Below are 24,038 nucleotides of genomic sequence, written 5' to 3'. Positions count from 1 at the left end.
CAGGCGCAAAGGCGCCGAGGAGGCTCCCGGACCGCCCGCGGAAAGCGAGTGCCTGGAGTGGAAATCAACGTCCTAATTGTACAAAGTGGTTTGTTTTATTCCTCAAAAAAATCAGAAAATCCTTCACTGTTAATCCGATCCGCATAAGGGTTCTCATCCTTTACATTCTTTGCATCCAAATTTGTTTGAATCACTAAACGGGGACTCTGTGATGCTTCTCTGATGATACGGTCGTTCAACTCTTTAAAATCCGGTACATTCTTATTGCCGGGTTTGTTTGGTTCCAATAAAACCACCTCCATTCCTATCTTTGCAATAAATGATGGGGTGTATTCATGAATATTCTTAGGTTTGGGAAGGATAAAGGACTGAGGAGGAGATCATAATGGCCAAATGGAACGAGCAAGCAGCGCCCAATAATAATTTAAGGGCAAGTGATTTAAACCCAGGTGAAGCCGATAAAGCAAAAATGGATTCAAAAACAATTGATGGAGATCAATTGAATGATCTAAAAATTCAAAGGGAAATCAGAAAACAAAATATATAAGACCCTTATTGAATGTACGGCAAAGACAGGATCATGCAGAGGAAAACGCTTGGCGGTTAAACCAAGCGTTTTTTTTGTTCATGAAGGCGGAGTTCCATGATTGATTTAAGATTCTCTGTTATCAGGAACGTTTTTGCTTTTTAAGTGAAGAAGGTTGAGTGAAGGCCCCTGTTTCTTTCGTAGTGGTACCTTGCCCCTCTATCTGAGAAGAACCTAAACGAGTTTGTGAAGCATCCTTCTTGTTTTTCCCATTCATATGTTTATCACCTCGATATTACTTTCCCTATTTCCTTTACATCCTATACATATATTGAAGGTGAAAAGGACAGGTTAGAGGGTAGAGGAGGTGTGTGTTGATGTCAAAAATCGGTGTTGAAGAATCATTAACGAATATTCAGGAAGCACTTCGCGAAAAAGGTTTTGATGTTGTGGAGATTAAACAAGAAGCTGACGCAAAAAACGTGGATTGTTGTGTGGTAACAGGTTTGGAAAGTAATATGATGGGTATAAGCGATACTTCATTGAAAGCGTCCATCATTGAGGCAAATGGTTTAACGGCTGATGAAGTGTGCCGCGAGGTTGAAAATAAAGTGAACTTGATTCAATAGTTCAAAAAGTGCCTAAACCGACATAGGGTTAGGCACTTTTTCTGTTCAAGATTGCTGTGCTATGGAAATTGTCGCATTCAATTCCACCGCTACATTACCTTTTATCGCTCTAGAAATCATACATGAAGTTTCAGCTTTTTCAGCAAGCTTCCTCGCTTTTTCAATCACTTTTTCAGAAGTGCCCGGTACTAATACAAGTGCAGGGCAATGAATGATTTTCTTATAGGTGAATACACCATTCGTAACATCCACTAACGCTTCCGATTGCATGGACAAGCTCGCCTTTTCTATATGGGCTCGCTCTAACATGGCAGCAAAGGTAATGATATAGCAGGTCGAGGCCGCCCCAAGAAGCATTTCATCGGGATTAGTCCCGACCCCTGGTCCTTCCATTCCAGTAGGAATACTTATTTGTGTTTGAAGATTCCCTGAATGAATCGTGCCGATATCATTTCTGCCGCCGGGCCATTCTGCGGTTAAATGAAAGTGATGTATCGTCATATCTATAACCTCCTTAATATTCTTTTAGTGTAAACGAATAAACAGGCTATGTATTCGATTTTGCTCGTAAATCAGGAAGTAATCTCATACATATTGAATTCATATGGAAAGCAAAAATTAATAAAGCTAGTGAAACAAAAAGGCAGAGGCATTAGGCTATTTTAAGCACCATAATGGATAGGCTTTTCTATAATAATATAAATCGCTTTATAAAAAGATAGATATTTCATAACGGAAGGGCTGAAAAGTTGACAACATTAAGTAATCTGTTCGATTTAACGAATAAAACGGCTATTATTACCGGAGGCGGCAGAGGGCTAGGCAAACAGATAGCTTTGGCGCTGGCAGAGGCAGGAGCTAATATTGTTATTGCCTCACGCAATCTTTCTGTATGTAAAGAGGTTTGTGATCACCTACAATCATTAGGAATTAAAGCGATCGCCTTTGAATGTGATATTACCAATAAGAGTGACATCGAACATGTTGTAAAAGAAACTGTTTCTCAATTCGGTGCCATTGATATTCTTGTCAATAATAGCGGTACATCTTGGTCAGGCCCGCTATTGGATGTTCCTGAGGATAAATGGGAGAAAGTGTTGAAGGTAAATGTTACGGGTACGTTCTTGTTTTCACAGGCTGTAGCAAAGGTCATGTTACAGCAAAAGTCCGGCAAAATCATTAATATTGCATCTGTGTCGGGTCTTGGCGGTTCGATACCTGAAGTATTGGATACCATTGCTTATAACACAAGTAAGGGCGCTGTGATAACAATGACTAAGGATCTAGGGGTTAAGCTTGCTAGACACGGGATTCAAGTCAATGCGATAGCACCAGGCTTTTTCCCGACTAAAATCACAAAAAAAATCCTTGAAGAATCCAACTTTGACATCGTAGGTCAAACTCCGGCTGGCCGGTATGGTAATGAAGAGGATTTAAAAGGAGCCGCCGTTTTTTTAGCCTCGAAAGCGTCCGATTATTTGGTTGGACATGTTTTAATCGTTGACGGAGGTATAGCAGCATTAGCATAATCGGAGAAGAGAGGAACGATATATATGACAGAAAAAAAATCAGATTTATATAAAGAGCTAAAAGTGTTCGGCAAACAAAAAGAGCAACAGTTGAATAGTAAAATTCAGGAGTTAATAAATAATAGGGAGTTAATAGAATCAGTTAGTAGAAGTTCACAAATGCAGGTTCCAGAGATAATAAAGATGCAGGAGGCCTCAGAAAGAAGGTCCATTATCATGAATTATCCCACAAAAAAAGATGTAGCCAATATTGCGAAATTAGTCCTCCAGCTCGAAGAAAAAATTGACAAATTAGAAGAGCTACTTTCCACTGTAATTCCAGAAAGAAATGGGTATCTTAGAAGTCAACCTTCTATGAGTGATTTAGGGGTCGTTTATTCATTAGGTAGTAAAAAAATGAAATCAAGAGAGGAATCTAACAAAAAGGAAGAGAATAAAAAAAGGGTTTTAGATTTAATAAACCAATTACAAGATTTAAAGTTCGTTGGACAGAGGAATAGAAATGTCTAAACGGAAGGTGCCAAAAAATCAACCTAAATCGATATCTAAATGGAAACATTTTTCGGATATTCCCAATCAGCCTATGCCGGAAATGGGATTAACACCAAAAATTTCGGTGTGGAAAAAAAATAAATCTACACTTTGGTATTATCCGGCGGTAAAAAAAAGATATAACGTGCCGGTTTTTCTAATTTATTCACTCATCAATACCCCGTTAATTCTCGATTTAGCTCCAGGAAATAGTTTAATAGAAGCTTTTGTAAATGAAGGGTTTGAAGTGTATTTGCTTGATTTTGGAAGTCCAGGCTATGAAGATGGTGACATCTCGATTGATGATTATATCGTCGATTACATTCAAAAAGGAGTCCAGCGCGCATTACGACACTCCGGAGCGTCAGAGATAACTGTAATGGGTTTTTGTCTTGGCGGTACAATAGCTGCTATGTATGCGGCTATTGCAGACGAGCCTGTTAAGAATTTAATTCTCTCCGTTACACCTATAGATTTTAGTGCCTCCCAATCTTTTGATCAATGGCAAGCTGCAATAAAAGATGGTACCGCAGATTTTGACGAGACGATTGACATTTTTAAAACGATCCCAGCTAGTGAGGTTAAATATGGAATCCGCTTGATCACATCACCTATCTATATATCACCCTATCTGTCATTATTAAATCAAGCTGATGATGAAGAATATGTTCAACATTGGCGTCGATTCAATGCGTGGACAAATGGACACGTGCCTTTAGCTGGAGCGACTGCAAAACAGATAGGTGAAGATCTTGTGATAAACAATCGTTTGGTTAAGGGGAGTTTAAGAATCAGAGGAAAAAAAGCTATGCTATCCAATATTGACGCTAGTGTATTAGTATCAGCAAATGAAAATGACCGTCTGGTACCGCAGGAAATGATTAATCCGGTTATGAAGCATTTGACCTGTAAGGATAAGACATACATTCTTCTACCAAGTGGACATGCTTCCAAGGAGTATGTGAGTGGACTCCCACTTTACCTTAAGGAATGGCTTCCGAAGCGATCTTCTCCAATAAATAATTAACAGTTTTTGAAGGGAGATGTATGATATAAGTGGTAAATGAATATGAAAATTTAAAAATTATGCCAATTATAGGTTATTTAGGGTTTGCGCCCGTAGTATTCACAAGATTTTTTGGAACTATTCCAGATTATATCGGTTGAAAATAGTAGGGCTGGCTCGTTATTTAGAGCCAGCCCTATTGTATCATTGATAATATTTCACACGTTCTTCAAGTGGTGAGAAGTCTTTATCGCCAGGCTCTGCAGTGGGTTTTCCAAAGGGCATTTGTGCGATGAGTTTCCAATCCCGTGATATATCCCATGTCTTTCTCACTTCGTCATCGATTAAAGGATTATAATGCTGAAGACTTGCCCCAAACCCTTCAATTTCCAAGGAAGTCCATACGACAAATTGTAAAATTGCAGACGATTGGTTCGACCAAATCGGAAAGTTTTCGGCATACGTTTTGAATTGTTCTTGAAGCCTATCTATAATGGCCTGATCTTCAAAGAATAAAACCGTACCATAACCATTTATAAATGACTTCATTTTTTCTTCAGTTTTTTCAAAATCTTTGTCACCGACTGCTTTTCTTAATGTTTTTTTCGTGATATCCCATAATTGGTCGTGGCTTTGACCAGTTAAAACAATCACTCTTGCACTTTGGGAGTTGAAAGCGGAAGGGGAATATTGAACGGCATGATCGATAACTTCTTTAATCCTTTTATTAGGAACAACACGTTCCTTGCTAAGGGAATAATAAGAGCGTCTATCTTCGATTGCGCTAAAAAAATCTTTAACCATATATCACACCTCCATTCTATATACCGATTTATTTTGACCTGATTTTAATATTTTATGATAAGTGAATACGGGTGAAATAATTTGAATAAAAATGGTTGACAAATTTATCACTGTCGTTTATCTTTAAATCAAGATATTTGTATTAAAAGCATTGTACAGGTTAAATACTTTGAATTCGAGATATTATATATGGATTAATTCATCTCCGTAAGGGGAGATTTATAAAGATAGGAGTGGTACGGATGGAATTAAAAGGATTGCATCATGTTTCGGCGATTACAGCTAAAGCGGGAAATAACTTTGAATTTTACACAAAAGTCTTAGGGATGCGATTAATTAAAAAAACGGTGAATCAAGATGATGTACGTGTGTATCACTTATTTTATGGAGATCAAATTGGTTCACCGGGTACGGAATTGACGTTTTTTGAGATTCCCAATGCTGCCCGCACTCATGAGGGGAACAATAGTATTTCAGAAATTTCCTTAAGGGTGAGAGATGATGAAGCATTAGGATATTGGAAAAAACGGTTTGTTGAATTCAATGTTGAGCATGATGAATTATCGAGCCGTTTTGATAGGAAAGTGCTTACATTTAAAGATCCTGAAGGGCAGAGGCTTCTTTTGGTTTCCGATCAGGATAATAACGGCGTTCAAGGAGGATTACCGTGGGATGGAAGCCCGGTGCCGCAAGAGTTTTCCATTCTTGGATTAGGACCAGTAAAACTTACTGTACCTAATATTGTACAAACAGAACGCGTTCTTACCGAGGTATTGGGGTTCAGGAAATCCGGCACATACCCATCCTCAATAAGGGGGCAAAATCCGATAGTCGTTTACGAGACAGGTGAGGGAGGAACAGGAGGGGAACTCCATATTGAAGAAAGGAATGACATACCTCGGGAAAGGTTGGGGAGGGGTGGAGTACACCATATTGCCTTCCGGGTGGATAATGAAGGGGAACTGAGAAAATGGATAGAGAAAATTAGCGAATCGAAATTCGTGAACTCGGGTTATGTGGACCGCTTTTATTTTCATTCACTCTATTTTAGGGAGCCGAATGGCATCTTATTTGAATTAGCTACTGATGGACCAGGTTTTGCAGTGGATGAAGCAGAGCAGCACTTAGGTGAGAACCTTGCCCTGCCACCATTTTTAGAATCGAAAAGAAAAGATATTGAAGCGAATTTAAAACCACTGAATACAAAACCAACAAATTAATCAACGGGAAAGGAAGTAATCGGCATGCAAAAGCAAAATGCAGGAATACATCATATAACCGCAATTGTAGGCAATCCTCAAGAGAACGTGGATTTTTATGCTGGAGTATTGGGACTGCGTATGGTGAAGAAAACCGTTAATTTTGATGATCCAGGCACCTATCATTTGTATTTCGGAGATGAATCAGGTTCTCCGGGAACTATCATCACTTTCTTTCCTTGGCCTGGGGCATACAAAGGGAGAATTGGCTCAGGACAAGTGGGGGTTACAACCTATGCAGTTCCGGAAGGATCAATGGGTTTCTGGGAAATGCGTTTAGGTAAATTTAACATTGACTTTAAAAAGGTTTCACGTTTCGGCGAGGCATATCTGGAATTTCATGACCCACACGGTTTGCAACTTGAACTGGTTGAGCGTAAAGAAGGGAAAAATAGCGAGTGGTCATTCGGCGGTGTACCAGCTGCCAAGGCGGTCAAGGGATTCGGCGGTGCCGTATTATTGACGTCAAAACCGATCAAAACGATGGAACTATTAGAGAAAGTGATGGGCCTGCAAAAAATTGGAGAAGAGGGCGATTACATCCGCTTCAAATCCACATCCGACATCGGTAATTTGATAGATGTTAAAAAAACGGTTTTGCCCAATGGGAAAATCGGAGTGGGAACTGTCCATCATCTTGCATGGCGTGCAATCGATAATGAAGATCATAAAGGGTGGAGGGAGCATATCGCCAACCATGGCTATGGTGTGACACCCTTTACAGACCGTCAATACTTCGATGCCATTTATTTCAGGGAAGATGGAGGCATACTTTTTGAAGTTGCCACAGATCCACCTGGCTTCGCTCATGATGAAACGAAGGAAACGATGGGTAGTAAATTAATGCTGCCGCCATGGCTGGAAGAGAAAAGGGGAATCATGGAGAAAACGTTACTGCCGGCAGTGCCGAGAGTACTGGAGGAGGATAAATGATGAAGCATATTTTTCAAAAAGGAAGTAATCCAGAAGAGCCATTGCTTTTGCTTTTACATGGCACTGGAGGAACGGAAACAGATCTCTTGCCATTAGCGGAAATGGTTTCACCGGGATCATCCGTATTAAGCGTACGGGGAAATGTACTTGAAAACGGAATGCCACGTTTTTTCCGCCGGTTATCCGAAGGGGTTTTTGATGAAGAAGATTTGATCTTTCGTACGAAGGAGCTTTATGACTTCTTGGAATCAGCGTCCAAAAAATATGACTTCGACCGTGAAAGAGTGGTAGCATTAGGTTATTCCAATGGTGCAAATATAGCGGCAAGTTTGCTGTTCCATTTCGAAGGGGCATTACAAGGAGCGATTCTTCATCATCCAATGGTGCCTAGACGAGGTATTGCATTGCCGTCCCTTTCGGATATACCTGTATTTATTGCTGCAGGTAAAAACGATCCGATTTGCCCGGCAGCAGAAACTGATGAACTTAATCAACTTTTACTGCAAGCTGGTGCTACAGTGGATGTTCAGTGGGAAAATTACGGTCATCAGTTAACACGTTCAGAGGTTGAGGCAGCGGGTTCATGGTTTCAAAAGCACTTTTTATAAGAATGAGAGGGAATGAAGATGATTTCTGTTAATCCTGAAAGTCTGACTGAACGGGATAATTATAAGTTTTTGACTGGAAGCATTATACCGAGACCTATAGCCTTGGTTACGACAAAATCCGAAACCGGTACAATCAATATAGCGCCGTTCAGCTTTTTTAACATAGTCAGTTCAAATCCTCCGATGATTTCCATTTCTGTCCAACGGAAAGAAGGGGTTTCAAAAGACACGGCCCGAAATGCAATTCAAACAGGTGAATTCGTTGTTCATATCACTGATGAGAATAATGTCGCTGATGCAAATCGAACGGCGAAGGAACTCCCATCCGACGAAAGTGAATTGGGTCTTACCAATTTCACGCCGGCTGTTAGTGATAAGGTATCCGTACCAGGATTGAAAGAAGCGAAGGTACGCTTTGAATGTACATTAGAGCATGCGATACCATTGGCAGGTTCCCAGAATAAACCTGGTTGTGATTTATTGATAGGGAAAATAGTCTGCTATCATATAGAGCAAGATATTTACCATAATGGCCGAATTGACCAGAATGGGTTAAAACCTGTAGCAAGATTAGCGGGTCATACTTATACAAAACTAGGGGAATTATTTGAAATAGAACGTCCTTAAGTGAAAAGAAAGAAAAAATGGCGTCATCTTTTTAAGATGGCGTCATTTTTTAAAATCAAAATTACCCGGTTAGCTTTATCTGCAATTTTAATGTGGTAAGCGACTGTTCCAAAAACGAGCAACCATTTCATATTTATGCCGCCGGTGCCATGATCGTTAGAATTTTAAAGGAAGTCTTTACAATCCGAAACAAAACTTGACAATTTTTTCATAGATTGATAAAGTTATAAAAAAATAATTTCTTATCCAGAGAGGTGGAGGGACTGGCCCTATGAAACCTCAGCAGCAGGTCTACAAAGACACTGTGCTAATTCCAGGGGGTGAAACCTTGATAGATAAGACCGTACGTGTTTATTTGTCAGTAACGCACTCTTTTAGAGTGCGTTTTCGTTTTTTCTGGATCCAAGATTAAGGAGAGTAAGAATGGAGAACAAAAGAAAACATGATTTTCAAAGGAAAATGAAAGCACGGCATATAATAATGCTATCGCTTGGCGGGGTGATTGGAACTGGTTTATTCTTAAGTTCGGGTTATACGATTCAACAGGCTGGCCCATTCGGCACCATCCTTTCGTATCTGATTGGAGCTTTAGTGGTTTATCTAGTCATGCTATGTCTTGGTGAACTGGCAGTACATATGCCCGAGACAGGCGCGTTTCATAGCTACGCAGCCAAATACATCGGACCAGGGACAGGGTATACAGTAGCCTGGTTGTATTGGCTAACCTGGACTGTTGCACTAGGTTCGGAATTTACGGCTGCAGGATTGTTGATGCAGCGATGGTTTCCATCAATCAATGTCTGGATATGGAGTGCTCTATTTGCCATATTGGTCTTGGCTTTAAATGCGTGGACCGTTAAGTTTTTCGCTGAATCCGAATTCTGGTTTGCGTCTATAAAGGTATTTGCTATTGTGATATTTATTATTCTGGGAGCTGCAGCAATGGTAGGTTTTATTCCAATAATTAATTCACAATCAGCTCCGTTATTATCCAATTTTACAAGTGCAGGTTTATTTCCGAATGGTGCTTTTGCCATTCTAATGACGATGCTCGCGGTGAATTTCGCATTTTCTGGAACTGAATTAATCGGAATTGCAGCTGGAGAAACAGTGAACCCAGAAAAAACGATACCAAAGGCAATCCGTATGACATTATGGAGATTGATTATCTTTTTTGTAGGAACCATTGTTGTATTATCCGCATTATTGCCTATTTCGGATGCAAGCGTACTAGAGAGCCCCTTTGTTGCAGTTCTCGAACGAATTGGAGTGCCGTATGCAGCGGATATTATGAACTTTATTATATTAACTGCCATTTTGTCTGCTGCAAATTCAGGATTATATGCATCATCCAGAATGCTTTGGTCGCTTGCAGATAAGAAAACAATATCACCCATATTTGCAAAATTGACAAAACGGGGTGTTCCGATAAATGCAGTTTTTTTCAGTATGTTGGGAGGTGGTTTAGCCCTTTTCTCGAGTATTATTGCACCGGATACTGTATATATAGTGCTTGTATCCATTTCTGGACTAGCCGTGGTAGTAGTTTGGATGAGTATTAGCGCGTCACAGTTTCTATTTCGCAGACGATTTATAAACGAAGGAAATTCAGTAAATGATTTGGCTTATCATACACCATTATATCCACTCATACCAATCGTTTCTTTTTTGCTATGTCTTGCTTCTTGCATAGGAATTGCATTTGATCCTACACAACGAATTGCACTATATTGTGGCATTCCTTTTATTTTGTTTTGCTATGGAAGTTATTATCTGACACAAACTATAAAGAAAAAGAGGAGTAGAACATGAAGAATAAAATTAGCCCAATTGACGCAATATTACGAGATCATTCAGTCATGATTTTGGACGGGGCTCTAGCTACAGAGCTTGAAAGGCATGGGTGCGATTTGGACGATCCCCTGTGGTCCGCACGTGTATTACTTGAAAATCCAGAAGTGATTTATCAAGTTCACTCTGACTACTTTCGGGCTGGTGCTGACTGTGCGATAACGGCAAGTTACCAAGCAACAGTTGAAGGTTTCGCACTCCGCGGAATACAAGAGAAAGAGGCTTTGGAACTAATCCGGAAAACGGTTTTACTTGCAAGGAAAGCAAGAGATGAATTTTGGAAGGAAGAAGAATATCAAACGACTAGACCTAAGCCATTAGTTGCTGCATCAGTTGGACCTTATGGGGCTTTCCTTGCAGATGGTTCAGAGTATGTAGGAAACTATGGTGTTTCAGATGAAACTTTAACTGCATTTCATCGCTCGCGAATATCAGCTTTGATTGAAGCGGGTGCTGACATTTTAGCATTTGAAACGATTCCTTCCCTGCAAGAAGCGAAAGTATTGCATTCATTATTGAAAGATTATCCAGAAGTCTATGCTTGGCTATCCTTTTCATTGAAAAATGAAAAAGCGATTAGTGACGGTACATTGCTTGAGGAGTGTACCAGATTGTTTGGGGAAAGTGAGCAAATTGCAGCAATCGGCATCAACTGTGCGCCTGTATCAGGTATCACGGAAGCCATACAGGTGTTGCGTTCAAACACGAATAAACCAATTATAGTTTATCCGAATTCTGGTGAAACATATAATCCGGAAACTAAAACCTGGCATGGTGAAGAATCATGTAACAGGCTCGACCTGAAATCTGAAGAATGGCACCATGCAGGGGCACGTTTAATTGGAGGATGTTGCAGAACGGCACCGAATCATATTGCGGACATTTCAAGAAAGTGGCGACCTTCCGTGGTGGTATCCTCCTAGCCCTTTTACTGTTATCAAACTGTTATAAGGTATGTAAGTAGTGGATAAATAAAAAGAACAGGAAGCGTCATAATTTGACGGTTCCTGTTCTTTTTTTGCACTAGATCGGTGTGAAGGAACATCCCGGATTGACTCATAGCTCTTATTTTTTCAGTGTTTTTACAATGAATTTCGGCTGAAAATTACAGGTGAATCCAAACCTGTCGCAAAAACAGGAAAAAGAGAAATTAATCATATTTTTTGTGTGCTTGGGGAAACTAAACAAACAATGATTAGAAAGGAGAGATTGAGTATGAGTCGTGGTAAAAGTTTTAATCACAAAGATAAAGGACATCCAGGAAATCTACCCAATAATAGAATTAGCGAAGAGAAGGAACACACCCGGCAATATGAACAAATCGAGGATATTGTCACACATGAAGCTTTCAAAAATCGGGAAAAAGATGACGAGATGCCTTGATTTATTGGGAAACAGTATATTGAATGAGACACTTTTAAACATATCAAGATATGGAGCAATTTTCCATACCTTTAAGGGTTTTATAATTTTGCTTTCCGAAAATAGAAGCACATCATGAGGCTTCCAAAATTCAGCTTCGTTTTTAGCTTAAAAGATGAGACAGCAATTTCCATTTATATACTTTGGAAAAACCATGAGCTTTGCTATGGTTTTTCTTTCATTGCATATAAATCAAGAGGGAAAGTCGGAGATTAAACTTAAATAAGCATATATGGCGGATAGAAAAAACAGCGGAATTTACTCATCTTCCCTTGATGGAAAAGGAAGTAAGTTAAAGAAGATAACAGAATAAGATGCATTTAATTAGCCGACTTTCTTCTATTATAAATAATAAAACTTAATTTTCTAAACTCGGTGCACCATTAGAATTCCAAAAACTACTAAGCCCAGTTAGTAAGTTTAATTACATGTAGCGTCAAAAGGGCGAACTCAACGATTAATCATAACCCACTTATCCTAACTGGATAAAGCCATGGAATTTTACAGTTTTAATTAAATCATGCCAGTTACATCGTGAATATTATAAGAACCTGGTGATGAAGTGCGGTTCATACCCCATATACCAAGTCTTAAGCCCTATGTCTGCTATGTTTCATTTTGTTTATCGCGATTTATTTCCACTTCTCGTTTAGCTCTAATAAAAGCGATGAATTGAATCGTTTCCTCTTCAGAAAGAGAGATTCCATCTACAGCCAGCTCCATATTTGGTGAATCCGTTAATTCCATGACTCGAGGTGATTCTGTGGTAATATCTTTAGATGGATAATCCACTCGACCTAGAATGTAATCAGTGGATGTATCATATAAGCCTGCTAATAAATTAATCGTTTCTAATGAAGGGCGGCGATGGCCCGATTCGTAACCTGCATAGGTACTCTTGGCGATTCCGAGTCTGTCAGCGGTATATTGCAAAGACCACCTTTTGGCCTTCCTTAATGTAGTTAATCTATTTACAATCATTCTTATTACTCTCCTTTTATATAAATCCATTATAACATCATATTGGAAAAAGCGTACGCGTAATGAATGATTTTAGCTTGATTTCACTCTGGAACATGACTATAATAACATGTGGTGTACGCGTAACATGTACATTTACAGCGAAAACATCCTTTTCTAAGATGATTGAATGATTGTAAAACAGGGAGGCTTTATAGGGGGTAGTATATTGGAGAAGTTGAAGTCAAAAATGAAGAAGTTGATGTTAATTACTACAGGTGGTACAATTGCATCGTTAGAAGGAAAAAATGGACTTGTTCCAGAGATGAAAGCTGACGAATTTTTAGGACACCTGCCGGGATTGGATTTACTTTATCAGATTGATAGTAAGCCTTTGATGAATATTGATAGTACAAATATGCAGCCGGAAGATTGGACAGAAATGGCACAATCCATTCATGAGCACTACCATGATTACGATGGCTTTGTGATTACCCATGGAACAGATACAATGGCTTACACTTCAGCTGCGCTCTCATATATGTTACAAGATTTAGGGAAGCCAATTGTCATTACAGGTTCTCAAATCCCAATTGCCTTTAAAAAGACAGATGCCAAAAGAAATATCTCTGATGCGATCCGGTTTGCTTGTGAAGATATTGGAGGAGTATATGTTGTTTTTGATGGTAGAGTCATCCAGGGTACTAGGGCCATTAAATTGAGAACTAAAAGCTATGATTCGTTTGAAAGTATTAACTATCCATATATCGCTACCATATTCAAAGATAAAATTGAGTATCTAAAGCCAGTTCATTCACCAAAGAAAAAGGAAGCTAAGTTAGATGCTTCCCTATGTACTGATGTTGCTTTGGTTAAGCTGCATCCCGGTATTAAGCCTGAATTCTTTGATTCTCTGAAAAATCAATGTCGGGGAATCGTAATTGAAAGTTATGGCAGCGGTGGTATTCCATTTCAAGGAAGAAATATTTTAGAAAAATTGAATGAGTTGGTACAGTGTGGAATATCCGTAGTCATTACTACCCAATGTTTAGAAGAAGGGGAAGATATGGATATTTACGAAGTGGGACGAAAAGTGAATAAGAATGTCATCATTCGTTCCAGAAATATGAATACAGAAGCCATCGTTCCTAAGATGATGTGGATTTTAGCCAAGACACAAGATCCCAAAAAAGTGAAGGAAATGATGGAAACACCGATTGCAGAGGACATTACATTATAGAACAAACAAAGGGGCAAGAGGAAATGTTGATAGAAGAGAAAACATACCGAATCGAGAAAGACTTTCTTGGAGAAAAGGAAATTCCAGCAGATGTTTATTATGGAATACAAACTCTACGCGCTGTAGAGAATTTTCCGATTACCGGTTACAAAGTCAATGAAGAAATGATTCGTGCATTAGCAATGATTAAAAAAGCAGCCGCTTTAGCAAATATGGATACCAAACGGTTATATGATGGTATTGGAAGCGCTATCGTCAAAGCATCTGATGAAGTGATCGATGGAAAGTGGCATGAATATTTCATCGTTGACCCAATTCAAGGCGGCGCAGGTACATCGATGAATATGAACATTAATGAAATCGTTGCCAACCGTGCGTTAGAACTCATGGGACACAATAAAGGGGATTATGTACAATTAAGTCCAAATAGCCATGTTAACATGTCGCAATCAACCAATGACGTATTCCCTACTGCCATTCATTTATCAACACTACGGCTTTTAGAGCAATTGTTACAAACAATGACCAAGATGAGTACGGTTTTAAAGAATAAAGCAAAACAATTTGATCATGTTATCAAAATGGGACGTACACATCTTCAGGACGCAGTGCCAATTCGACTCGGTCAAGAATTTGAGGCATACAGTCGCGTGTTGGATCGGGACATAAAACGAATCAGTCAATCACGTCAACATTTATATGAAGTGAATATGGGGGCAACAGCAGTGGGAACGGGATTGAACGCAGATCCTCGTTACATTGAAAATGTTGTTAAATATTTAGCTGAAATCAGTAACTTGCCGCTTGTAGGAGCAGAACATTTAGTAGATGCAACTCAAAATACGGATGCATATACTGAAGTGTCAGCTTCATTGAAAGTATGTATGATGAATATGTCTAAAATTGCTAATGATTTACGTTTGATGGCTTCAGGACCGAGAGCGGGATTAGGAGAAATCACACTTCCAGCACGTCAACCAGGTTCATCCATCATGCCAGGAAAAGTAAATCCAGTAATGCCAGAATTAATTAATCAAGTCGCTTTCCAAGTAATCGGGAACGATAATACGATTTGCTTAGCATCAGAAGCAGGACAACTAGAGTTGAACGTAATGGAGCCAGTCCTTGTATTCAATTTATTGCAATCAATTAGCATAATGAACAATGCTTTCAATGTCTTTACAGATTATTGTTTAGAAGGCATTGAAGCTAATGAGCAACATTTAAAAGATTATGTCGAACAAAGTGTTGGAGTGATTACAGCAGTCAATCCGCACCTTGGGTACGAAGTGGTTTCACGAATTGCGCGTGAAGCGATATTAAAAGGCAAATCAGTTCGCGAACTTTGTTTACAATATGATGTGTTGACAGAAGAAGAATTGGATCTCATTCTAAATCCTTACGAGATGACAAAACCCGGTATAGCGGGAGCTTCTCTTTTTGATCGGCAATAACCAGTATTTTAGTAGAAAACATTAATCTATATGATTTTTGATGCAATGACTATGCCTTTAGGACCGTTGGTATAAAGGCATAGTCATTTATTATATACATTCCTTTATGAAATGTTACCCAAACCGTCCGTCAACTGCTTTTAGGTATTAATATCTGAATATTCAGATATTTTTTGACCGTCGATCTAATCATGGAGGGTGTATAACTATTCATAAAAAATCCATCCCCCATGGAATATATCTAATAGCATTAGCCGCTACAGATCATCTTAAATATTCAAATAAGCCAGTCAGTCATGCTGCAGTGCCTGCAGCTTTTTTAGGAACTAAATCCAGTGCTTGTAGACCTATTAACATTTCAGGTCCGTAAATTGGGAATCCAATTCCTCCTTAATATAATATTTTTTGAACCTAATTAAGTTAAGTATTGATGATGATACATATAAAAAACTCATACCAAAATAGCAGCTCTTTATTTAAAAGGTCCTATTAAAGCATGAGTTCTCCAAATCTCCACCATCGTTAACTTTTAATAATTAACTATCTTCACAAGAAAAGCTGTGAACATTTTTTTTGCCCACTCGGACAAAGAAGGCACCATTGGCGTCAAGTTAAATAGCTTAATATTTCAATTTAAGTTTTTTCCTAAACGAATGGTATGTGTCCAAAGTTCCAATGAATATTAATAGTAAATGTAAAACCAACTGGAATGACATACGCAAATTTTCATCTTTTTTAAGATATTTAAAATAATGTAATTAGTCATTTCCAGGTGGAAAGGGAGGATAGCTTTGAAACAAGTGAATCGTTTTATCCGGAGTGTTACATTTCTAATGCTCGCATTTCTCATGTTTGGTGGGCAGCCTGCTTTTGCTTCATCTTCCTTAACATCACAATCCACGCCAGACCTTTTGATTCGGCAGATCCTGGGTTTAGCCTATGAATCCCAGCAAACCATTAATAGTGGTCAATTTTCTGTAGGTGATTCGTTGAAGAAAGTGGAAAAAGCCTGGGGTGTACCGGAAGATTTAAGTACCGCTGCGGCCAATTATTGGTCCCATAATATCCGATTCCTCTACGACGGTTCAACAGGAAGAAAAACGATTACCGCCATTGATGATTTTGATCCGCAATTGCAAACCATCCATTTATCCATGTTGAAGGGATTGATTGGTGAACCTGTAAGTGAGGTGGAGCAAGAAGGGATGTACTATGTCACTTATACCGATTACGCAAATTATAAAGTGGTATTCGTGTTTGAAAGCGCCTGGATTAACCCTGATCCAAGACTGAGTATGTATACGGTTGAATTGGCGTCAGATTGATAAGGAATACGACAAAAAAGGATCGTCCCTTTATTGCCGAGGGGCGATTCTTTGCTGTTATCTTTAAATGGTTTCTTACCACAGGGAGAATTTTGTTTAAGAACCAAGCTTACCGTTCTATTCAATATGATTCAGCCATACATTAAAAAGATGTAAATAGAATGATTAAGGGGGGGAACTGCTTTGTCAGAAGGTGTGCATAGTATCATTTTACCAGTTTCAATAAAAACGGTATGGGGATTTGTCAGTGTCATAGATCGTTGGGCACCTCTTGTCCCAGGATATATCAATCATGAGATGATGAATGAAAGGACACTCATTTGGGAGTTTAAAAGCGATTTGGGATTAATGAAGAAGAAAGTAAAACTTGAAGTGAATATATTGGAATGGATTGAACCCGAAAAGGTAACATTTAAACTTAAGGGATTAAATGAAAAATTTGATGGGCATGGCTATTTTTTAGCAGAACAGTGCGGAATTGGGCAGACTAAAATGACTGGCTGCCTGGCGATTACGGCAAAAGGAGCCAAAGCCCCTATCGTCAATGCTTTGTTAAAAACCTACGTTCCCCAAATGACGATCGAGTTTTCTGAGGCAGTTGCACAAAGTCTCCTAGTACAAAAATAGAAATTACATATTGGAGCTATCATTATTGAATATTGGCACTTGACAATTATACCTAAGTGGTATGTATTATAAATTGTAAGATTTTTATCAATCCTTCATTTCAACTGAATAGGTTTTATGATGGATGTCTGGATAGGATTCATAAGTAATAGGCAGGGTAGGAGGCCTCACATGGAATATGATAAGCAGGTTAAAAATAGAGTGAAGCGAATTGAAGGACAGCTTCGTGGGATATTGAAAATGATGGAGGAAAACAAAGATTGCAGAGATGTAGTAACGCAGTTATCTGCCACTAGATCTGCAATCGATAGGACAATCGGGGTAATAGTAAGTTCAAATCTTGTAGAATGCGTCCGGGAGGCTAATGAAGCCGGAGAAAAGAATCCCGAAGAGCTAGTAAAAGAAGCTGTGAATTTATTAGTGAAAAGTCGATAAGCAATTAGATTTATGGTTATTGTTGAATTGGAATTTTTAAGACAATGTTTGAAAACAATTTGACCAATCTAAGAAATTCTAGTGTCCAGGGTGGATGGATTTTTTTAAAATGGGCCTCTACAGGAAGGGGTCCATTTTTTTGAATTCTCTGTTTTCATTTCTGATAAGCAAATCCTTTGATATAAAGAATTTGCATGGTATCCTTAAAGGGATAAAAATTGAGTGAGGGTATACTATGGAATTTACGCATGTTACATCGGTTTTGCTCGGCCTCGTCATCATTCTAAATATTTTATTTGCCACGATTGTCATATTTTTTGAAAGAAGGGAAGCGAGCACCACCTGGGCTTGGTTATTGGTGTTATATTTTCTCCCTGTAGTTGGTTTTATTTTATATCTCCTTTTTGGTACGAGTTTAAGGCACGCCCACTTATTCCAATGGGAGGACAAGAAGAAAATCGGGATTGAAGAAATCCTTGATAAACAGATGGAAGAGCTTTCAACGGATCATTTTCCTTTTCGAAATGCCTCTTCAAGTAATTACCGTGATTTGATTTATATGCATCTCCGGAACAATGATGCCGTGCTTACTGAAGATAATCAAGTCGATATTTTTACGGAAGGAAAAAATAAGTTTGACCAGCTTTTTAAAGATATCGAAGTGGCAGAAAACCATATACACATACAATACTACATCATTCAAAGGGATGGCCTGGGTAAACGATTCATTGAAGCTTTGACTAAAAAAGCGAATGAAGGCGTCAAAGTTCGGGTTCTTTATGACGAGCTGGGATCCAGGGGGATGACTAAAAGTTTCTTCAGGGAATTTAGGCAGGCAGGAGGGCGAGTGGAGGCATTCTTCCCATCCAAATTAAAATTTATAAATTTACGGCTGAATTTCCGTAACCATCGAAAGCTAGTCATCATTGATGGAAAAGTAGGGTATGTAGGAGGCTTTAATGTTGGTGATGAGTATTTAGGGCTTAATCCAAAATTCGGTTTTTGGCGTGATACACACCTTCGAATACAGGGTTCGGCTGTCAAAGCCATTCAAACCCGTTTTATTCTGGATTGGAATCAGGCATCAAAGCACCATGATATAACTTATCAGCCACATTATTTCCCTGTTTTAAAGCCTCAAGGCAATATAGATTTGCAAATAGTAACAAGTGGGCCGGATTCTGAATGGGAACAAATTAAAAATGGCTATATTAAATTAATATCTTCAGCAAAGAAATCGATTCTCATTCAAACACCTTACTTCATACCGGATGCAAGTTTATTGGATGCACTCAGGATTGCCAGCTTATCAGGGTTAGATGTAAAAATCATGATTCCGAATAAACCTGATCACCTTTTCGTTTATTGGGCAACAACGTTCAATGCAGGGCAGTTATTAAGAGCGGGAGCTAAGATATACATCTATGATAACGGCTTTATTCATGCGAAGATGATCGTGGTGGACGAAGAGGTCTCCTCGGTGGGGACTGCTAACATTGATGTCCGTAGTTTTAAATTGAACTTTGAAGTAAATGCCTTCATTTATGATGAAGGAATGGCCGAAACACTGACAAGGATTTTTTATAAGGATGTTGAAGTCTGCAGGCAGCTTACAATTGAAGACTTTGAAAAGCGTTCAAAATGGATTCGTTTTAAAGAGTCCATTGCAAGGCTGGTATCACCCATATTATAATTTTTAAAGTTGCGGACCATTACTATATGGGCCACTCAGACTGTAGACAAATTCGTAAAAAGCGAGTTTGCCTGCAGTTTTTTTTTTGAAAAACGTTCAAAATTTTACAAACCCTCAAAAAAGTTCTAGCTATGATTTCAGAAATCCGCTTCCTTTCCGCCGACTGTCTGCCAAGCCTCATCAAAGCAAGCGTCACCGGGGTCTCGGCTAGCCAGTTTTCGGCAGGAGTGTCGCAAATAATAAATCACGGAATATAACCAAGTCTTGGTTTAATGATTTGGTAATAATTATCTAAAGTTAAGACAGGCATGTTCTATTGTCGGTCTACAGTTTTTTTAGGGTTATTCGTATTCTATCTAAAAGAAAAACAAAGTTGATTGGAATGGAAGGTACGAGACTCCTGCGGGAAAAGCGCGTCCAGGGGAGACCCCGCAGGCGCAAAGGCGATGAGGAGGCTCCCGGACCGCCCGCGGAAAGCGAGTGCTTGGAGTGGAAATCATTTCACAAACCCTCTTTCAGAAATCCCCTTTCCACCGACTGTCTGTCAAGCCTCATCAAAGCAAGCGTCACCGGGGTCTCGGCTAGCAAATTTTCGGCATGAGTGTCGCGAATTTCTTAAATCCAGTGAGGATTTATTTCATATAAATGAAAAAAATCACGGAGTATAACCAAGACTGTTTTAAAATTATAGTAATCATCTCCTCGGTAAAAATAGTGAAAGGAATTCGGCAGGAGACCATTCCGGACTCCATTTTGGTACAATAGTTTATATCCATAAAAGGGGGAAATGCCGTGAAAACGTTTATAATCACAGGAGCTTCAAAAGGTTTAGGGGCTGCCATTGCCAAAGGATGTTTGCAAACGAGTGATCATTGCATCTTAGTTTCCCGTACAGCCCATCCTGAAATGCAGCAGATGGCTGACCGATCCGGGACGAAACTTACATATATTTCGATGGACTTGAATGAAACTGAAAAGTTACCTTCCTTAGTCAATGAGATTCTTGCTGCTGTCGATGAAACAAGTGACATTTATTTCATTAACAATGCAGGTGTCATTGAACCGATAAAGCCGGTAGGAAACCTTGGTATAGTAAATTTGGAAACAATCATGCGGGTGAATTTCATGGCACCCATCGTATTGGCTGATGAATTCGTTAAACAGACAAAGGACTGGAACAGAAAGAAGGTAATGGTCAACATATCTTCAGGAGCAGCAAAAAACCCTTATCATGGCTGGTCAGCCTATTGCAGCACTAAGGCAGGGCTAGAAATGTTCACACGGGTTGCAGGGTTGGAACAGGATAAAACATCTTTCCCTACGTCTCTCATCTCTTTTTCACCAGGTGTAATGGATACGGAGATGCAAGGGACAATCCGGTCAGCAGACGAACGGGACTTTTCGGATCGAGACAAATTTCATGAATATAAAGAAAATGGCATGTTAAGAAGCCCCGAATTTGTGGCAGATAAACTTTTGCAGCTTCTTGAAGCGGAAGATTTGGAGAATGGGAAGTTCTACGATATTAAGAATTTACTTTGATGTATGGGAGTATGTGAAACGAAAAATCAACTGATGGCTTATAGAGTGGGGTTGTCCCTTAGGACAGCCTCTTTTTTTTGTGATCCTTCATTCCCATTTAAAATAAAGTCTAAAAAACCAGGATATCATCATTAGGAAATGTGATAATGCGTTCTATCCAATTACCTGAATGACATAAACTTTTTTGGAGGGAGTTTGGAGGGCTTTAAATGACGATCATTATTGTGCAAAAAGGTGACAGTCTTTGGGAAATTGCCACGAAAAATAAAGTTGACCCATCGAGGATAATTGAAGTAAACGGATTGGAATCAACAACTTTGGTCCCTGGCCTGGCATTGTATATACCTAATGAAAAAGCGGTGAATCGGAGGTATCTAATTAAAAGTCAGGATACCCTTACTAGAATCGGCAGTCGTTTTGGTACGAGTGCAGCGGAAATCATGGAGGCCAATCCAGGAATCGTTGCAAACTCGTTAAAAGTCGGTACGGAAATTTTAATTCCGTCTCCTTACAAAAATCAATTGATTACGCTGGGTTTTGCTTTCCCTACTTCAGGTGGAGTAGTGTTTGAAACACTTGAGCAGAATGGTGATAAACTATCCTATTTAGCCATTGTAGCTTATTCGTTTACAAGGGAAGGAAATGCATACGTTGATGGTGATGATCTCCCCCTTATTGCGAAATGCGAGCAGACAGGGGTGAAGCCGCTACTGATGATCCGGAACTTCCAAGATGGTGATTTTGATGCGGATTTGGCTGGCGATGTCCTTGCTAGTTCAGTATATAGAGCGAATTTAATCAATAGTATGCTGAATTTCGTTACAGAGAAAGGCTATGCCGGTGTCAGTATGGACATCGAATTCATCCCACCTGCCAGGCGTTCCGATTATGTACTTTTTTTAAAAGAATTAAAGGAGGGGTTGAACGAACTGATCCTGCATGTGAACGTACATGCAAAAACAGCGGATAATCCTGATAATCGAATTGTAGGCGGGCATGATTATCGGGGAATCGGAGAGGCAGCCGACCTTGTTGCCGTGATGACCATTGACTATGGGTATCCAACTGGACCGCCTGAACCCATTTCCCCACTTTGGTGGATGGGCGAGGTTCTTCGTTATGCATTGTCGACTATACCTGAGTATAAACTGCAGTCGGCTTTTCCTATGTATGGATACGATTGGATAGTACCAAGCCACGAGACTAAAGCTTTATCAGCTCAAAATGCCCAAAATCTTGCCATTGCAACTGGCTCTGAAATAACTTTTGACACTTCAGCAGCGTCCCCTACCTATTCTTATCGAAGAGAGAATTCGAACCATGTCGTTTGGTTTGAAGATATTCGATCGATAAGCGCAAAATATGAAATGATTGATGCATATGAACTTATAGGTGCAACTTATTGGCAGATTGGTTTGGAATTCCCTCAGAATTGGGAGTTTTTAGATAAGAATATCTGGATTATCAAATAGAATGAATGGGTGCCAGGAGGTGAAAAGAAGCGTTATATATTTTTTTCCCTTGTTTGGTTGTGCAGCTTTTATCAGGGGCAAGCCAATCACTCCGAGCAATATTTTAAAGAGCGACAATATTCTTCGACGGGCCCTTGAAACATAAAAAAGGAGCCATTGAAAACAAAGGCTCCTTTTTTATGTTGAATCGAAAGAAATACATCATCTTGGAATATTAGATGACTGACTTGACGGTGATTGATTACATTTTCCCCCTTGTAGGTCCTTCCTTTTAAACGTTGCATAAAGAAAAGCAAGGAATATCAGGGTGGAAGAAAATTGGAACGTTGTTTTGACACTGTATGTTTCCGATATATAGCCTAATAGTAAGACAGAGCCGGCAAATGTAAGATTGATGACCGCTCCCCAAGCGGCATAAATTTTTGCAAGAGTCTTTTCCGTTGCATGGTCTTGGAATAGCTTGGTGTAGATTATTTCCCGGATTTGTTCTGGGAGGCCGTACAGGCATGCCAGCAGCAAAGCCAAAGCTGGAATACTGGTAGTTCCAAAAAGTAAGATCAGCAGTGAACTTAAAAATAGCCCGAAAGTGATGAAGAATCCAATATATCTTTCTAGTATCTTGGCAAAACGGATGACGATCAATCCACTGAAAATCATGCCGACAAAGTAGCTTGTGTTAATGTATCCCCACCACTCCTCACCAAGTTGCAGGTTCTGTTCTACATATAAATAGATAACGGCAGCCACCCACACGCTTGAAGCTAAAGTAGTTATAAAATCAATTGAAATGAGTGTACGGATAGTTGGGATTTGGCGAATCGCAACCCATCCGGATATAATGGAACCCCAGTTTGTCGGAGCAACAGAGTCCGTCGTTTGTTCTGAGATTTCGATTCTCACAGTATAGATCGTTGAAACGGCAAAAAGCATGACAGTAAGCCAAATGATTAAGCTGCTGTTGGTGCTTATCAATAAGACGGAACCTAGTGGCCATCCTGCAACAAAGATGGTCTGAGTGATCACATTCAAGAAACCATTCGCTTTCATCCGTTCATCTTTTGGAACTAATTGAGGAATCAAAGCTGCGCTGACCGGGGCTGCGACTCCATCCAATAATGATATCAAGGCAATGAAGAAAATGACGGCAACAGAAAAACCTTGATTGAAATTTGTTATATAGATTCCTAGGCAAACGAGTAAGATAGTTTTCCACCATTGAGATTGTACAAGGATTCTTTTTAATGGAAACCTGTCGATGACAAGGGGGGCAAGTAAACTGCTGAAAAACCGAAAAATCGTTGTAGTGAACGGAAGCAAACTCAAATAAAAGGCAGATCCCGTTATGGTATATAATAGTGAAATCAACCCGACTACATAAAATATATCCCCTAGATTTGCAAACGCCTGACCTATCCAAAGGCATCGAAACGATGTGTTTTTCATGAATACCATCCTTTTAAGAAAATAAAGTTCATGGATATTTAGAATGGTTATTTTTTTACACTGGATTCACTCCTTAATTTAATAGATTGCATGAGCCGGGTTGGGCTGCTTTATATAGATGA

General features: G+C 39.3%; 26 protein-coding genes, 1 pseudogene and 1 riboswitch. Of the genes and pseudogenes, 20 read left to right on the top strand and 7 right to left on the bottom strand.

Annotated features, from left to right (window positions below; all coding sequences use genetic code 11):
• Nucleotides 1-95: 95 nt before the first annotated feature.
• Nucleotides 96-287, bottom strand: a complete 192-nt coding sequence (locus FNK51_RS13695; RefSeq protein ID WP_260286457.1) for a hypothetical protein — start codon at nucleotides 285-287, stop codon at nucleotides 96-98.
• A 98-nt stretch (nucleotides 288-385) separates the two neighbouring features.
• Between FNK51_RS13695 and FNK51_RS26585 the strand changes: the two genes are divergently transcribed.
• Nucleotides 386-547 carry a hypothetical protein gene (locus tag FNK51_RS26585; protein ID WP_181762259.1) on the top strand — a complete coding sequence of 54 codons (162 nt, stop codon included), beginning with the start codon at nucleotides 386-388 and terminating at the stop codon, nucleotides 545-547.
• A 121-nt stretch (nucleotides 548-668) separates the two neighbouring features.
• Here FNK51_RS26585 and FNK51_RS13690 read toward each other — a convergent pair whose 3' ends face one another.
• A complete protein-coding gene (locus FNK51_RS13690; RefSeq protein ID WP_098369432.1) occupies nucleotides 669-803 on the bottom strand; it encodes a YuzL family protein in 135 nt (44 codons plus the stop codon).
• A gap of 100 nt (nucleotides 804-903) precedes the next feature.
• On the opposite strand from FNK51_RS13690, the gene FNK51_RS13685 reads away from it, so the two are divergent.
• The gene (locus tag FNK51_RS13685; RefSeq protein ID WP_098369433.1) at nucleotides 904-1,155 is read left to right on the top strand and encodes a YkuS family protein; all 252 of its coding nucleotides are present in this window, start codon (nucleotides 904-906) and stop codon (nucleotides 1,153-1,155) included.
• Nucleotides 1,156-1,200: 45 nt separating this feature from the next.
• On the opposite strand, the gene FNK51_RS13680 is transcribed toward FNK51_RS13685, so the two are convergent.
• Entirely contained in the window at nucleotides 1,201-1,656 is a 456-nt protein-coding gene (locus FNK51_RS13680; RefSeq protein ID WP_141993707.1) for an OsmC family protein, read from the bottom strand.
• Between the two features lie 248 nt (nucleotides 1,657-1,904).
• Between FNK51_RS13680 and FNK51_RS13675 the strand changes: the two genes are divergently transcribed.
• Genes FNK51_RS13675 through FNK51_RS13665 form a run of 3 tightly spaced genes read left to right on the top strand, consistent with a single transcriptional unit; the run spans nucleotide 1,905 to nucleotide 4,242 of the window.
• Nucleotides 1,905-2,684, top strand: coding sequence for an SDR family oxidoreductase (locus FNK51_RS13675; protein ID WP_053346465.1), 780 nt, complete (start codon nucleotides 1,905-1,907; stop codon nucleotides 2,682-2,684).
• Between the two features lie 24 nt (nucleotides 2,685-2,708).
• Entirely contained in the window at nucleotides 2,709-3,194 is a 486-nt protein-coding gene (locus FNK51_RS13670; protein WP_141993706.1) for a hypothetical protein, read from the top strand.
• Nucleotides 3,187-4,242, top strand: a complete 1,056-nt coding sequence (locus FNK51_RS13665) for an alpha/beta fold hydrolase (protein WP_260399695.1) — start codon at nucleotides 3,187-3,189, stop codon at nucleotides 4,240-4,242. The genes FNK51_RS13670 and FNK51_RS13665 overlap by 8 nt, the downstream gene beginning before the upstream one ends.
• A 183-nt stretch (nucleotides 4,243-4,425) precedes the next feature.
• On the opposite strand, the gene FNK51_RS13660 is transcribed toward FNK51_RS13665, so the two are convergent.
• Nucleotides 4,426-5,025, bottom strand: coding sequence for a nitroreductase family protein (locus FNK51_RS13660; protein ID WP_063234495.1), 600 nt, complete (start codon nucleotides 5,023-5,025; stop codon nucleotides 4,426-4,428).
• Between the two features lie 242 nt (nucleotides 5,026-5,267).
• On the opposite strand from FNK51_RS13660, the gene FNK51_RS13655 reads away from it, so the two are divergent.
• From FNK51_RS13655 to FNK51_RS26580, 7 genes are all read left to right on the top strand, one after another.
• Nucleotides 5,268-6,245, top strand: coding sequence for a ring-cleaving dioxygenase (locus tag FNK51_RS13655; RefSeq protein ID WP_141993705.1), 978 nt, complete (start codon nucleotides 5,268-5,270; stop codon nucleotides 6,243-6,245).
• A gap of 24 nt (nucleotides 6,246-6,269) precedes the next feature.
• Complete coding sequence (locus tag FNK51_RS13650) at nucleotides 6,270-7,217, top strand: ring-cleaving dioxygenase (RefSeq protein ID WP_141993704.1); 948 nt, start codon at nucleotides 6,270-6,272, stop codon at nucleotides 7,215-7,217.
• Nucleotides 7,217-7,825 carry an alpha/beta hydrolase gene (locus FNK51_RS13645; protein ID WP_141993703.1) on the top strand — a complete coding sequence of 203 codons (609 nt, stop codon included), beginning with the start codon at nucleotides 7,217-7,219 and terminating at the stop codon, nucleotides 7,823-7,825. Before FNK51_RS13650 ends, FNK51_RS13645 begins: the two co-directional genes overlap by 1 nt.
• Nucleotides 7,826-7,843: 18 nt before the next feature.
• Nucleotides 7,844-8,452: a flavin reductase family protein gene (locus FNK51_RS13640; RefSeq protein ID WP_141993702.1), complete on the top strand. Its 609-nt coding sequence runs from the start codon at nucleotides 7,844-7,846 to the stop codon at nucleotides 8,450-8,452.
• Nucleotides 8,453-8,691: 239 nt separating this feature from the next.
• Nucleotides 8,692-8,794: riboswitch (SAM riboswitch) on the top strand.
• An 81-nt stretch (nucleotides 8,795-8,875) separates the two neighbouring features.
• Nucleotides 8,876-10,264: an S-methylmethionine permease gene (mmuP, locus tag FNK51_RS13635; protein WP_141993701.1), complete on the top strand. Its 1,389-nt coding sequence runs from the start codon at nucleotides 8,876-8,878 to the stop codon at nucleotides 10,262-10,264.
• Nucleotides 10,261-11,226, top strand: coding sequence for a homocysteine S-methyltransferase (gene mmuM, locus FNK51_RS13630; RefSeq protein WP_141993700.1), 966 nt, complete (start codon nucleotides 10,261-10,263; stop codon nucleotides 11,224-11,226). Before mmuP ends, mmuM begins: the two co-directional genes overlap by 4 nt.
• Before the next feature lie 292 nt (nucleotides 11,227-11,518).
• The gene (locus FNK51_RS26580) at nucleotides 11,519-11,686 is read left to right on the top strand and encodes a hypothetical protein (RefSeq protein ID WP_181762258.1); all 168 of its coding nucleotides are present in this window, start codon (nucleotides 11,519-11,521) and stop codon (nucleotides 11,684-11,686) included.
• Between the two features lie 645 nt (nucleotides 11,687-12,331).
• Here FNK51_RS26580 and FNK51_RS13625 read toward each other — a convergent pair.
• On the bottom strand, nucleotides 12,332-12,706 hold the full coding sequence (locus tag FNK51_RS13625) for a helix-turn-helix domain-containing protein (RefSeq protein ID WP_098369443.1): 375 nt from the start codon (nucleotides 12,704-12,706) through the stop codon (nucleotides 12,332-12,334).
• A 229-nt stretch (nucleotides 12,707-12,935) separates the two neighbouring features.
• Here FNK51_RS13625 and FNK51_RS13620 point away from each other — a divergent pair, with 229 nt between their 5' ends.
• Nucleotides 12,936-13,925, top strand: coding sequence for an asparaginase (locus tag FNK51_RS13620; RefSeq protein WP_098369629.1), 990 nt, complete (start codon nucleotides 12,936-12,938; stop codon nucleotides 13,923-13,925).
• Between the two features lie 23 nt (nucleotides 13,926-13,948).
• A complete protein-coding gene (gene aspA / locus FNK51_RS13615; RefSeq protein ID WP_098369444.1) occupies nucleotides 13,949-15,379 on the top strand; it encodes an aspartate ammonia-lyase in 1,431 nt (476 codons plus the stop codon).
• Nucleotides 15,380-15,676: 297 nt separating this feature from the next.
• Here the strand turns inward: aspA and FNK51_RS27225 are convergent.
• A pseudogene (locus FNK51_RS27225) lies at nucleotides 15,677-15,763 on the bottom strand (hypothetical protein); the annotation flags it as partial.
• Nucleotides 15,764-16,179: 416 nt separating this feature from the next.
• Here FNK51_RS27225 and FNK51_RS13605 point away from each other — a divergent pair.
• From FNK51_RS13605 to FNK51_RS13575, 6 genes are all read left to right on the top strand, one after another.
• The gene (locus tag FNK51_RS13605) at nucleotides 16,180-16,704 is read left to right on the top strand and encodes a DUF4309 domain-containing protein (RefSeq protein WP_260399701.1); all 525 of its coding nucleotides are present in this window, start codon (nucleotides 16,180-16,182) and stop codon (nucleotides 16,702-16,704) included.
• A 183-nt stretch (nucleotides 16,705-16,887) separates the two neighbouring features.
• Nucleotides 16,888-17,331, top strand: coding sequence for an SRPBCC family protein (locus tag FNK51_RS13600; RefSeq protein WP_098369446.1), 444 nt, complete (start codon nucleotides 16,888-16,890; stop codon nucleotides 17,329-17,331).
• 171 nt (nucleotides 17,332-17,502) lie between these two features.
• Complete coding sequence (locus FNK51_RS13595) at nucleotides 17,503-17,766, top strand: metal-sensitive transcriptional regulator (RefSeq protein WP_098369447.1); 264 nt, start codon at nucleotides 17,503-17,505, stop codon at nucleotides 17,764-17,766.
• A 235-nt stretch (nucleotides 17,767-18,001) separates the two neighbouring features.
• A complete protein-coding gene (gene cls / locus FNK51_RS13590; protein WP_141993699.1) occupies nucleotides 18,002-19,459 on the top strand; it encodes a cardiolipin synthase in 1,458 nt (485 codons plus the stop codon).
• 792 nt (nucleotides 19,460-20,251) lie between these two features.
• Entirely contained in the window at nucleotides 20,252-21,001 is a 750-nt protein-coding gene (locus FNK51_RS13580) for a (S)-benzoin forming benzil reductase (RefSeq protein ID WP_179890961.1), read from the top strand.
• A 209-nt stretch (nucleotides 21,002-21,210) separates the two neighbouring features.
• Nucleotides 21,211-22,473: a LysM peptidoglycan-binding domain-containing protein gene (locus tag FNK51_RS13575; protein ID WP_141993697.1), complete on the top strand. Its 1,263-nt coding sequence runs from the start codon at nucleotides 21,211-21,213 to the stop codon at nucleotides 22,471-22,473.
• A gap of 201 nt (nucleotides 22,474-22,674) precedes the next feature.
• Here the strand turns inward: FNK51_RS13575 and FNK51_RS13570 are convergent, their stop codons facing one another.
• Nucleotides 22,675-23,916: an MFS transporter gene (locus FNK51_RS13570; protein WP_181762257.1), complete on the bottom strand. Its 1,242-nt coding sequence runs from the start codon at nucleotides 23,914-23,916 to the stop codon at nucleotides 22,675-22,677.
• Between the last annotated feature and the right edge of the window lie 122 nt (nucleotides 23,917-24,038).

It is taken from the genome of Bacillus sp. B4EP4a, assembly GCF_006680105.1.
GTDB lineage: Bacteria > Bacillota > Bacilli > Bacillales > DSM-1321 > Peribacillus > Peribacillus simplex_E.
This window is presented reverse-complemented; position numbering and strand designations above follow the sequence as displayed.